The organism is Enterobacter sp. 296B2 (assembly GCF_034106185.1).
GTDB classification, from domain to species: Bacteria; Pseudomonadota; Gammaproteobacteria; order Enterobacterales; family Enterobacteriaceae; genus Enterobacter; species Enterobacter cloacae_N.
The window spans coordinates 41083-53356 of sequence record NZ_JAWNCA010000021.1 but is presented as its reverse complement, the minus strand read 5'-3'; the positions used below and the strand labels follow the sequence as shown (position 1 = coordinate 53356).

Annotated in this window: 11 protein-coding genes and 1 tRNA gene; 3 read left to right on the top strand and 9 right to left on the bottom strand. The window is 55.8% G+C overall.

The genetic code is table 11. From position 1 onward, the window contains the following. The first annotated feature begins 129 nt into the window (after positions 1–129). Positions 130–1050 (top strand): LysR family transcriptional regulator, encoded by a 921-nt coding sequence (locus URZ40_RS15735; protein ID WP_320720805.1) that lies wholly within the window; start codon positions 130–132, stop codon positions 1048–1050. 54 nt (positions 1051–1104) lie between these two features. On the opposite strand, the gene cbl is transcribed toward URZ40_RS15735, so the two are convergent. Together cbl and nac are read right to left on the bottom strand one after the other, a co-directional pair. Beyond that, positions 1105–2055 (bottom strand): HTH-type transcriptional regulator Cbl, encoded by a 951-nt coding sequence (gene cbl / locus URZ40_RS15730; protein WP_023336219.1) that lies wholly within the window; start codon positions 2053–2055, stop codon positions 1105–1107. Between the two features lie 96 nt (positions 2056–2151). Next, positions 2152–3069, bottom strand: coding sequence for a nitrogen assimilation transcriptional regulator NAC (nac, locus tag URZ40_RS15725; RefSeq protein ID WP_316379448.1), 918 nt, complete (start codon positions 3067–3069; stop codon positions 2152–2154). Positions 3070–3389: 320 nt separating this feature from the next. Here nac and URZ40_RS15720 point away from each other — a divergent pair. After that, positions 3390–3465, top strand: a tRNA-Asn gene (locus URZ40_RS15720). Positions 3466–3609: 144 nt separating this feature from the next. Here the strand turns inward: URZ40_RS15720 and ldtA are convergent. After that, entirely contained in the window at positions 3610–4506 is an 897-nt protein-coding gene (gene ldtA, locus URZ40_RS15715) for a L,D-transpeptidase (protein WP_320720803.1), read from the bottom strand. Between the two features lie 164 nt (positions 4507–4670). Here ldtA and URZ40_RS15710 point away from each other — a divergent pair, with 164 nt between their 5' ends. Beyond that, positions 4671–5564, top strand: coding sequence for a LysR family transcriptional regulator (locus URZ40_RS15710; protein WP_316379447.1), 894 nt, complete (start codon positions 4671–4673; stop codon positions 5562–5564). On the opposite strand, the gene URZ40_RS15705 is transcribed toward URZ40_RS15710, so the two are convergent. Genes URZ40_RS15705 through URZ40_RS15680 form a run of 6 tightly spaced genes read right to left on the bottom strand, consistent with a single transcriptional unit; the run spans position 5530 to position 12119 of the window. Continuing rightward, positions 5530–6423 carry a DUF6282 family protein gene (locus URZ40_RS15705; RefSeq protein ID WP_320720801.1) on the bottom strand — a complete coding sequence of 298 codons (894 nt, stop codon included), beginning with the start codon at positions 6421–6423 and terminating at the stop codon, positions 5530–5532. The two genes, URZ40_RS15710 and URZ40_RS15705, sit on opposite strands and share 35 nt — an antisense overlap. Further along, entirely contained in the window at positions 6420–7088 is a 669-nt protein-coding gene (locus URZ40_RS15700) for an RraA family protein (protein WP_320720800.1), read from the bottom strand. The genes URZ40_RS15705 and URZ40_RS15700 overlap by 4 nt, the downstream gene beginning before the upstream one ends. A gap of 7 nt (positions 7089–7095) precedes the next feature. Then, entirely contained in the window at positions 7096–9258 is a 2163-nt protein-coding gene (locus tag URZ40_RS15695; protein ID WP_320720799.1) for an isocitrate/isopropylmalate dehydrogenase family protein, read from the bottom strand. Beyond that, on the bottom strand, positions 9255–9971 hold the full coding sequence (locus tag URZ40_RS15690; protein WP_320720798.1) for an alpha/beta hydrolase: 717 nt from the start codon (positions 9969–9971) through the stop codon (positions 9255–9257). Before URZ40_RS15690 ends, URZ40_RS15695 begins: the two co-directional genes overlap by 4 nt. Continuing rightward, the gene (locus URZ40_RS15685; RefSeq protein WP_226857695.1) at positions 9968–10966 is read right to left on the bottom strand and encodes a 3-hydroxy-3-methylglutaryl-CoA lyase; all 999 of its coding nucleotides are present in this window, start codon (positions 10964–10966) and stop codon (positions 9968–9970) included. Before URZ40_RS15685 ends, URZ40_RS15690 begins: the two co-directional genes overlap by 4 nt. Beyond that, complete coding sequence (locus tag URZ40_RS15680) at positions 10902–12119, bottom strand: multidrug effflux MFS transporter (RefSeq protein ID WP_163329808.1); 1218 nt, start codon at positions 12117–12119, stop codon at positions 10902–10904. Before URZ40_RS15680 ends, URZ40_RS15685 begins: the two co-directional genes overlap by 65 nt. Positions 12120–12274 lie beyond the last annotated feature (155 nt).

The following is a 12274-nucleotide window of genomic DNA, read 5'->3' as shown; positions in this document are numbered from 1 at the left end:
TGTAATGGGGCGAAATCTGCCCGGTGAACATAGAGACACTCTAAGGTGCTAAAGCGGAGGGATAAACAGGCGACTTTGTCCATCATTGTTTGTAATATCCAAACAATCGGTGAAGTGAGAGGATGATGGATGGACCGTTTTGATGCGATGCGCGCCTTTGCTCGCGTGGTGGAGGCAGGCAGCTTCACAAAGGCTGCCCAAACGCTCCATATGAGCAAAACCACGGTGACTCAGCTGATTCAGCAACTGGAAGCGCGCCTGCGCGTCAAGCTGCTCCATCGCACCACCCGTAGGCTCGGCGTCACGCCTGATGGCGCGGTCTACTACGAGCGCGTCATCCGCCTGCTGGCGGACATGGAGGATGCTGAAAACAGCCTCTCCAGTTCGGCGATGACGCCCCGGGGACGGCTACGGGTGGATGTGCCCACGCCTCTCGCCCGCTTCGTGCTGGTGCCCGCGCTACCGGCTTTTCACGCGCGCTATCCTGATATCCAGTTCGATATGGGCGTGAGCGACCGAGTGGTGGATCTGATCGGCGACAACGTGGATTGCGTCCTGCGGGGCGGTGAAATCAGCGACCAGTCCCTGATCGCGCGCCATGTCGGCGATTTGCCAATCGGTGTTTACGTCGCACCGGGTTATGTGGAACGCCTCGGTGCCCCTGCGCATCCGCGAGAGCTGGAAAACACGGACCATCGCATCGTGGGATTCTTGTCCTCACGCACCGGTAAGATTGACCCTCTGATACTGCACCGCGAGAGTGAACGTATTGAAATCAAGGCCAGCTATGTGCTGGCAGTAGATGATGGCAATGCCTACCTCGAAGCTGGGCTAGCGGGATTAGGCGTGATTGCGCTGCCAGTCTATATGGCGGCAGCACATCAGGCTCGTGGTGACTTGATTCCGCTATTTGAACAATGGCGTATTGCTCCAATGCCCCTGTATCTGGCATTTCCGCCGAACCGCCATGTCAACGCGAGGCTGCGCGTTTTTATTGAATGGATCGTTGAATTGATGCAGCAACATGTCCCCACCACTTACAATAAGTGACGACATCCCTGCCCCCTGATTCGGTCAGCGCAGCGCTACCGGGCAAGCCAGCAGCTAAATCTGATAATCAATCGCCACTTCTTCCGGCTCCATCACCTGGCGTTTGATCTCATCCACCGACAGCCCGGCGTTGCAGAGCTCAATAAAACGCCACACATAGTTGCGCTGCAGCTGCCCGCGCTTCAGACCTAGCCATACGGTATTGGCATCAAACAGGTGACGCGTATCCAAACGCACCAGGTTCCCGTCTTCGCGTTCGCCGCTGGACTGTTCCGCCACCAGGCCAATGCCCAAACCCAGCTCGACGTAGGTTTTGATGACATCAGAATCCTGCGCACTCAGCACCACGTCCGGCGTTAGTCCTTTACGGTTGAAAGCCTCGTCTATGCGCGAACGTCCGGTGATCCCCTGGCGGTATGTGATCAGCGGCCATTTCGCAACGTCTTCCAGCGTCAGGGGAGAGACCTGATTCAGCGGATGATCGACCGGAAGCAATAAGCTGTGGTACCAGCGGAACCAGGGGAAGGCCACCAGCAGCGGGTCGTTGCTCAGGCGTTCGCTGGCAATGCCGATATCCGCCCCGCCGTTTTGCAGCAGCACTTCAATTTCCTGCGGCGTGCCCTGGATGAGCTCCAGACGGACGTCGGGGAAAAGTTCGCGGAAGGCTTTAATCACCGGCGGCAGGCTGTAGCGCGCCTGGGTGTGGGTGGTGGCGATGGTGAGTACGCCCGAGGCGTCATTGGTGAAGAGATCCGCCAGACGACGCACGTTGCTGGCCTCGTTAAGGATACGCTCAGCAATGGTCAATAACGCTTTGCCCGGCTCAGTCATGCCGAGCAGCCGCTTGCCGCGGCGGATAAAGATCTCTATGCCCAGTTCCTCCTCCAGCTCACGGATATGGCGGCTGACGCCGGACTGGGAGGTATAAAGCATATTGGCGACCTCGGTCAGGTTGTAGTCCCGCCTGGCCGCCTCACGGATAATTTTAAGCTGCTGGAAATTCACGATTCACTCCGGCACATCTGACATAGCTCTATTGTTAGAGTCAGCTGCGCTGCAGAACAAATAATAAAAACCAGCATCTTATGCTTTTATGGAATATCAGCTCACGAGCTGGAGTTCACGGTTTTCAAGCGACGGCTTGCTGACCAGCGACATCAAAATCTCTTTTACCGCCTGCGCCTGCGGCGACAGAGAACCGCGCGCGGACATGTTCAGCGACAGCGGGAGGCTCATTGACGGCGTGGTGATGCGCGCCATCCAGCCGTTCGCCGCGCTGCACAGCGAACGCGCGGCGGATTCGGGCAGTACGGTGACGCCCATTCCGCTGGCAATGGCCGCGGTCAGCGTGGAGATCGAGTCAATTTCACCGATGATTTTGGCCGTCAGGCGGCGCAGGGAAAACGCTTCGTCCACGCGCACGCGCACGGCGCTGTAGTCGCGCGGCAGATAGAGGTTCATCTCTGCCACGGCGGTGAGGTCTACGCTCTGGCCCGGACATTCGCGGGTGCCCACGAGATAGAGATCTTCCTTCAGCAACGGCTGGCTGGTGATCCCGGCGACCGGAGAGCGATCATAAAGCACCGCCATGTCCAGCTGGCCGTTCAGCAGCTTGTCATTCAGGACGGAACCGCTGTTTTCGTGCAGGTACACCAGCACCTCAGGCAGCTCAGCGCGGACGGCCTGCAGCAGCGGCATGGTAATAGAGGACGCGGCCGTTCCCGGCGCCAGGCCAATAGACACGTGTCCGCTCAGGGTCTGGCCCACGTTATTCACTGCCAGCTGCGCCTGTTCACACTGGCGAAGGATGGTGCGCGCATGGGTATAAAGGATCTTGCCTGCTTCCGTTGGCGTGACGCCGCGTTTGGTGCGGATCAGCAACTGCTGATCCATCTCGCCTTCCAGAGTAGCCACCTGCTGGCTCAGCGCGGGCTGCGCGATGTGCAGCACTTCTGCCGCTTGAGTCAGGCTGCCGATATCGACGATTTTTACGAAGTATTTCAGTCGTCTTAAGTTCATTTTGCCCCCTGTTCGAAATGCTTTGCCGGAACCGGCTGTCGTTGTTGAACAGGTTTTGCAATATGAATGCCACTTTTACCATACAGTCTGAATTGGTCGCTAAGCGCCTGAAAATAAGGAAACCTAATCATGGGGTGTGGTTTTATTACTGAAACAGCAGTTTATGATCTGCCCCATTAGAGGTATTTCCGCACCAAAGCGGTGCATTCCGCTGTCAAAAACATCACTTTGCCGATTTTGTCAGCAAACGATCAAAAGGCGTTAATCCACCCTTTGACAAGCCGAACGCAGGTCGATAATATGCGCCCCGTTCACACGATTCCTCTGTAGTTCAGTCGGTAGAACGGCGGACTGTTAATCCGTATGTCACTGGTTCGAGTCCAGTCAGAGGAGCCAAATTTGAAAAGCCTGCTTACGAGCGGGCTTTTTGCTTTTCTGTGCAAGGTAAATGCAAAACGGCAACCGGGTTGCCGTTTTTAGTGTGTGAACCCTCTCCCGTGGGAGAGGGATGGGGTGAGGGCACCAGCCCGCACAATTGCTTCACATACCAATCTTAACCGGCATCCCCGACCGCCGTTCCAGTTCGGCGCCCGCGCCCTCGTTTATCAGCTGCGTTCGCTGCGCGGCTGAAATGGGCAGAGGCACTTTCCGGGTTGACTCAAATTCCGCGCGGTTACGTGATAATGGCTCGTGAACCTCTACCCACCGGCTGCCGTCCGGCTCCGTGGTCATCTTTACGGGCCGATCGATAAGCTGCACGCGGGTGCCTACGGGAACGTTATCGAAAAGGTATTTAATGTCGTTGTTACGCAGACGAATACAGCCCTGGCTCACCCGCAGCCCGATGCCGAAATTCGAGTTTGTGCCGTGAATGGCGTACAGCCTGCCGATATAAATCGCATACAGCCCCATCGGGTTATCCGGCCCGGCGGGCACGAAGGCCGGGAGCGTTTTACCCTCTGCCGCATAGGCACGGCGCGTGTTCGGCGTCGGAGACCAGGTTGGTCCCTCCTGCTTGCGCTCAACCGCCGTCACCCAGTTACGCGGAGTCTCGCGCCCGGCCTGACCGATGCCGATGGGCAACACTTCCACCGTATTGCTGCCCGGCGGGTAATAGTAGAGACGCATTTCCGCCACGTTCACGACAATCCCCTCGCGGACGGTATCGGGTAAAATCAGCTGCTGGGGAATAGTTAAAGTCGTTCCGGCTTTTGGTAAAAAAGGATCCACGCCCGGGTTCGCTTCCAGCATGTTGCTCAGCCCCAGGCCGTGCTGCGCGGCAAAGTACTCCAGAGGCAGGGTATTTCCCTCGGGGACCACAACCGTAACGGGGTTGCCGACAAGACGACTGCCTTCAGGCGGCAGCGGGTACGTAACAGCCAGCGCACCGGGCGTTACGGCAGCAAGCATCAGCGCGAGCGAGAATAAGCGAATCATAGTTTCCCTGCGATAAAACGAATGGTCACAGGCTAACTATAACTGCCCGCTGCGAAATTTGTCAGAATAGTCACGTGGCGATAACGCTTTGCGAGAAAAACCAGCACAACATGCTGATGAAATAATGCGAGAATAGCGATACCAGACCGGGTCAGGAGGACACAATGCTGGAAAATATGAAAGCCTTCAGAATGGTCGTAGAGTGTCAGGGGTTCCGCGCCGCCGCGATGGCCATGAAACTCTCCCCGGCCATGATCAGCCGCAGAATTGAAAAGCTGGAAAGCGAGGTGAATGCGCAGCTGATTAAACGCAATTCACGTCGCATTTCTCTGACGACGGCCGGTGAGCAATTTTACCAGCGCTGCCTGCTCATTATTGATGAATATGAATCCTGCCTCAGGGATGTCAAAAGCCTCAGTAACGAAATCGGCGGAAATCTCAAAGTGGGTATCCCCCATTCCATCAGCAATCAGCACGTTATTCCGCACCTTGGCGCCTTCCTGGAACGCTATCCCAATCTGAAGCTGGATATCGTGACCGGCAATCACTGTATGGAGCTTTTCAGCCACGGCTTCGATCTGGCGCTGCAGTGTGGCCCACTGCCCGACAGCAACCTTTATTACACGCTGATTGGCTACTGGCGAAAATACACCTGTCTTTCACGCTCCTACGCGCAGCAGCACGGCATTCCCCAGCATCCTGACGATCTGCGCCAGCATACCTGTCTCCTGCATTTTGATAACCACCGCCGCAGCTGGAAGTTTGTGATTGACGATGAGCTGGTTGAAATCCGCCCTCATTACGTCTCCAGAGTGAGTAACAGCCTCGACCTGTGCAATATGGTGCATCACGGGTTAGGGATCTGTTACCTGCCGGAATTCACCGTGAGAGCGGGAATGGAATCAGGAGAAATCATCACCGCCCTTGACGCGTTTATGCCTGCCCCTCTTCCCCTGTATGTGGTGCATATCAATCCTCACCCCTCCCCCAAGGAACAGGCATTCATTGATTTCCTCCGCACGCTTAACCTGGCAACGGCCCCGGCGCCAGCATCCTGAGCGGGTTCAGCAGCGCGATCTCCTCAATGCGCGCCGCATCCAGTCCGGCCTCTCTGAACCAGCGGTGGCTGTCCTCCAGCCACTCGCCGATGTCGGGCTGGCCCGGCTGGCCCAGATCCGAGCTGTAAACCAGGTTATGCACTCCCGTCAGCACCTCACAGAGATCGTCGAGGGGCTGATAGCCTAAATAGACCGTCAGGGCGCACTGCTCCACAAAGAGCCACTCATGTTCGCCGAGCGCGCGCAGTTCCCGGGCGGTAAATCCCGTCATCGGATTCGCCGGCTGGTTCAGCATCAGCCTGCAGCCGCCCACTCGCTCAACGGCCTCAATCAGACGCAGCGTTTGGTCTTTCGTCGCATGTCCTGAGGAGATCACAATGTCATGGTGCCGGGCAAAGTGAATGAGCGTTTTTACGCCTGAACGCAGTTCACCCGCCTCATCAGCAATCGAGAGCGGCTGCCCGGCGAAATGCCGGGCGTACTCGTTGCTGAACGTTCGGGATAACCCGCTTTTATGCGTCGTTGGAACCACGGTCGGCAAGTGCACCAGCAGCCTGGGCGCACCCTCACACTGATACTGGCTCAGCGCCTGGCGGACGACGTTAAGGTTTATCCCCCCGGCGGCGGCATTCAGCACGACCGAGCCAAAGACGGGCAGACCTTGCTCCTGCATTGCCGATGCCAGCGCGCTGACGCTTCCCAGATGGTTCTTAAGCACCACGCCCCCCTGATACTGCGCGTAGCGTTCTCCGGCCTCCATGGCGGAGTAACGCCGCTGGTAGCTGTCCGGGCGCGCGTGATAGTGCACGTCCAGAAAGCGCAAACGGGACGCCCAGTAGTCAAAAAACGGCCGCGTCATGCTTTTGCTTCCCAGGGCACATGGTAGCCAAGCGTTTGTCGGGCTACGTCGAGCGAGGTGCCTTCACGAACAGCGTTGATGATTTCACGCTCCGTTTTTTCTACGTTTTCTGCCCGACGGATCACCTCCTCCAGCTGCTCAGCGGGGATCGCCAGAACGCCGTTCTCATCGCCGAAAATCCAGTCGCCAGGGCAGACCGTTACCCCTTCAATCTGCAGCGCACACTGCACCGCAGTGACCCGCGCACGGTTCTTGCCGGAAACCATATAGATATTGCTGGCGAACAGCGGGTAATTCATCTGACGAATGTCTGCAATGTCCCTGGCTGAGCCGTAGATGACGGACCCGGCGATGCCTTTAAGCACGGCTTTGGTGGTCAGAATATTGCCCCAACTGGTGCAGTCCGTACGGCCGCCATTGTCCACAACGATGACCGCGCCAGCCGGAACCCGATCGATATAGTTCCCGGCATTCATAAACTGATTTTTCTCCGCCACGCAGGCTTCATATTTTACGGTCCAGGCAGGTCCCGCCAGCTTACTGCCCCCGGCCTGCAGCTTAATGCCCGCAAGGCCTCCCGCAATGTATAAACTGTCCAGCGCGTCCGAAACGGCCGCCGTGTCCAGCGCCAGCAGGCGCGACTGAAGCGTTGATTGAATCGTCATTGTCGAATTATCCATGCTGTGTTGTCAGGGTTTTTAAGGCGCACCAGGCGGCATATTCCGGCAGGGTTTGCGCGAGCAGTGTTCTGTTCACTGGAAACGTTATCTGATGCGCCTGACCATCTTGATGACGAACCGACAGGGTCATTTTCCCCAGCCGTGCGTCGCTGTTCAGAAGCTCCGAGAACGACGGGCTGACCGTTACATCCATCTGCACCGTCGGCTCTCCCTGGCGAGGCAGGCCCCCGGCAGGCAAATACGCTGAGAGCGCTGCATCTGGCGTATGCCAGCGGATACTGCACGCATCCCGCAGTATTTCGCCCGCCGTTTTATTACGTTTGCTCACCAGATAGGGACGCAGCGCGCTGTCCAGACTTTGCCTCACCGGAAGCGGTAAAGGCCGGTGTGCAGGGGTTTCGATCTGCACAATGACGTAAGGGCTTTTCCATAAAAAATGACTGTCCCAGTCGGTGGAGGTGGCCAGCGCATTGACGATAGAACCGACCTCGCTCTCGCTGATCCCGATCAGGGTCCAGCAGTGCTTCTGCCTTTCAGGCCCGGTATCTTTGTTATTTGCTAATGCCTCTTCCAGCATCGGCAGCGCCTGGGAAGGCGGCCCGGGCAGAACCACCAGTTGGCTGCCCGCCACGCATGCGCTGAAACCTGGAGCGGTGCCGCAAGCGTTATCCAGAATGGAAGCGCCCTCGGGGAAACGCGCCTGAAGACGGTTTGAAGGATCGTTTTTCACCCCGAACGTCACGAGACGACTCTCAATGGTTTTCCACGTCTCTTCGTCGTGCACAAGCGGCTTGCTCAGAACCTGAGCAATGGCCTCGCGGGTTTTATCGTCAGAGGTTGGGCCAAGGCCGCCGCACATCACAATGAGATCGTCCTGCCCGATACGCCCTGTTACTACCGAGCTTATCTGCGGGATGTTGTCTGCGCAGGTCGCCTGAAATTTGACACGGTAGTGCGCCTCTTCAAGGCATTGACTGATAGCCTGCTGGTTCGTGTTAAGGCATTGCCCGGACAGGAGCTCATCACCAATCGCAATCACGCTGGCCGTTTTAGCGATGGCTGGCTGAACCAGGGCGTCGATTATCGCCTTTGCCATCTCCTCCGTTGTCGCCGGGCCGCCTAAATCGTAGGTCGCCACCTTCCCCTCACGAACAACACGATCGACAGCCTGCTGCAGTTTTTCCGCCTGCGCCTCAAAGCCGAGGTACGCCAGCATTAGCGCAATTGTGTAGAACATCGCACACGGATTGGCTTTTCCCTGCCCCGCCATCCCCGGCGCGCTGCCGTGTACCGGTTCAAAATAGGCCACTTCGCTGCCAATGTTGGCGCTGGGCGCCAGGCCAAGCCCGCCCATCACGCCGGCGGCCAGATCCGACAAGATATCGCCAAACATATTTTCCGCGACAATCACGCCAAACTCGTGAGGCTTACGCACCAGCCAGAGGGCAATCGCATCCACGTTGTGAATATCTGCCCGAATGTCAGGGAAGCGCGCGGCCACTTCCTGAAAGATTGTTGCCGCAAAATGACCGCTTTCGCGCATGACGTTGGGTTTATCGGCAAACGTGACACGTGAAAAGCGGTGTTGGCGGGCATAGTCAAAGGCCGTCTGAAACAGGCGCTCCAGGCCGTAGCGCGTTTGCAGACGCACTGACCATGCCGCCTCTTTCGGGCCATATTTTTCGAGATTCGGGTGTTTAAGCCAGCTGGCCACGTTCTCACCGACACCCTTAAAATCCATACCGGCGTACAGCCCCTCAGTATTTTCCCGAATCACACAGCAGCGGAAAGGACGGCGATCTCCCGTCACGTATTTCACCGGGCGGATGTTGGCATAGAGCCCAAGACGCTGACGGAGCTGAATCACCGGTGAAACATACTCAATGCCTTTCTGCTGGAGCGCGACGGGCAGCGCTTGCTGAGCCTGCACTTTCCCCTTGCTGGTGATGGCGCCCAGCAGCACCGCGTCCGCCTCAGCAATCTGTTCCCAGGTACGTGCCGGCACAGGATTGCCCTCGCGTTCCCAGCAGGACCAGCCTATTTCACCAAAGGTCAGGTTGATGGGGAGATCCAGCGCACCGATAACGGGCAGCGCAGCGTCGCAAACCTCCTGACCAATACCGTCTCCCGGCAAAACCAGAACATTTTTTTTCATAAGGTATCGATCCATTCGTTGAGCAGCGCATTCACCGCAGCGGGATTGTCATTCCACGGACGCATCCCCGCGCCGGGAATACGTTTGTAATAGTGCTGGGTTCGGGGGCTGTGGGTCTGGTTTTCCCATGAGGCCAGCTGGGATTTTTCACCCACAATCGCAAGATAGTTACCGTCATAGGCGGCAATATCTGCGCGGGCATCCATCTTTAACAGCAGTGAGAAGCCGGTGAGCATGCGCTTAATCGCCGCCATTTTCTCTGCATCTGGCAGGGAAAATTTTTCCTGCGGCGCAGGCTGACCTTCGGGCAGGACGTAGTGATGCAGAATATCCATGGCCGAACCGAGTTCACCTTTTTCAAGCAGTGCGATGAGACGCACCAGCCGATGCGTTAATTTCTCGTCGGCAAAACCGGGGGCGCTCACGCTCATGACGCCCGCTACGCCGCGCAAACGGTGTGCCAGCAACTGCACCAGCGTGCCCGCCATCGCAAACCCCACCAGCAGCCAGGGACGTTTGACATGGGCATTTAGCTTCTGGCAAAGCGCGTCAATCGCGCTCTGCGGATCGTCGTGCGTAATCAGGCTCAACGTATCGACGATGGTGACGGAAAAACCTTTTTCTTCGAGCAAGGTAACCAGCGGAGCGCAAAATGCCCCGCCGTCCCAGGCAGGCATGACCGGTGCCAGTATCACCGCATCCTGTAACTTCATGCTGCGGTCCCTGTGATCACGTTTTCAATAGCGCTGAAGACACGCTGACTCTCGGTCGTCAATGACTCTTCAACCATTTTCCGGTTCTCCACGCTGAGATTTTTCACCCCAAGGATCATATCCACTACGCTGCGGTAAGAGGCGTTGTAAAATTCCTTCGAAACCAGCTGATGCACCTGATTAAATATCCACTCCGTGTGATAACGTTCTTTGCCTTCGTTGAAATTACACAGCGACAGCCAGATTTCCATCGCCAGATTTCCCGCCCCTTTTCCCATGCCGGTCAGGGAGCTATCAATAAAGGTCGCGCCGGCCTTTACGGCTTCAATGGAGTTTGCCATTGCCAGCCCCAGGTTATCGTGGGCATGGAATCCCACCTCAAGCGGCGTTGCGCATTTAAGCAGATTAACCAGGCGGGCGGTCTGTTCAGGCCGCAGGCTGCCGTTAGAATCCGCAATGCAAATAATATCGGCCCCGGCGTTCTCACACTGCACTGCCACGTCAACAAGCGTCTTCGCGTTAATTTGGCTGGCGCGCGTAAAGTTCATGCTCACGCGCAGGCCATTTTCTTTCGCCACCTCACACAGTTCCAGCGCGGGTTGGGGATTGTCGGTTTTAATACAGAGCCGAAGCAGCGCAACGCCACATTCCCGCAGGCGAATAATATCCTGCCGGGTAATATTATGGGGGTGGGCAATGACAACTAATTTCGCTTCGGGCACGGCATCATGAATTGCCTGAATATAATTATCAGGCGACATTCCGGTTAAACCAATATCCGCGATGGGTTTAAATGAACCGTTTCGGTAACCTATTTCAATCCATTCAACGCCACTGCTCACCAGTGCGCGCACATGCTTAATTGCGTAGTCTACGGGAAAGCTGAAATTGTTTTGATACCCGCCATCCCTTAATGTGACATCTATATTATTAATCATTGATATTACTCTCTTTACTGGAGACAAATTCCATAAACCCATATTGACCAAAAACATATACAAGGAAACCAACAACGCAGACGCAGGCAATAATCAGCGCGGTCATGACGGGAGCATGGGCTGAAAGTTTGCCAATCAGGAAGGTTGCGAGCGCTGCGCTTCCGAGCTGTAAGGCTCCCATTACACCCGAAGCGGTACCCGACGCCTTCGGGTGCGCCGCGATGGCAGACGCCGTGCCCAACGGCAGCAAAAATCCATTGCCAAAGGTCAGAATGCCGATGGAGAGAATGCTGGTAAACAAAGGCACAGGGCTTAAGTACATCTGAAGTGCAAAAATAATGCCGCCGAGGACAAATATGCGATACCCAAGGCGAATGGTCTCTTCAATACCCGCCTGACGAGATCTCTTCTTAGCGATCAGATTCCCCGCCACGTAGCTTACGGATAGCAGAATATAGGTGTAACCGATATAAAGCGGCGAAAGCCCGAGTTTGCCCAGCAAAAAGGGGGACTCTACGATATAGGAAAAATAGGCTGCATAAGCAAAACAGGGAATCGCGGCATAAAACAAAAACTGCCGGTTTCTTAACACCACAAGCGTATTGACCATGGCCGCCACCGCGCTCAGCTTTTGCCTTTTCTCAGGCGGTAAGGTTTCGCGCAGTGCGGTGAGGCACAGTCCCAGCGTCATGACGATAAACAAGGTCAAAAAGATAAAACAGGATTTCCAGCCGAAGTGTTGGGTTAACACGCCGCCGATCATGGGTGCAATGGCCGGCGACATACCCACAAAGGGAAATATGACAAGATAAAGCTGAGCCGAAGACTTCTTATCCAGCATGTCATTAATAATCGCCCGGCTGACGGTGATACCAGCGCAGGAGCCGATGCCCTGTAATAAGCGTAAAATAAGCAGCTCATTAATATGAGTAGAGTAAATAACACCTACCGTCGAAACCAACCAGATTAACAGCCCCGCAATAAGCGTTTTCTTTCTCCCCAGGCTGTCGCTTAACGGCCCGTACACCAGCTGTGAAAACGCAACGCCAAATAAAAACAGGGCGATAGCATCCTGTATTTGCGCCTCCGTGACCTTATAAAATAATTGCATTTCGCTCAGTGCAGGCAAAAAGATATCGGTAGATATTAATCCGCCCACGGACAGGCATGCAATTAATACCACCAGGGGCATAGATAGCTTTTTATTCATATTCGTATAAACCAGGAATTGGGGTAATACGAATTTATCGGAAGCGCTTCACAATGAGAACAATAATAAACTAAACGGTCTGTTGCACATTAGTAAACGAACGTTTTCTGTCGATAAGATAACGGTAGCGGCGCAACCATCAACCGCATGCGGCG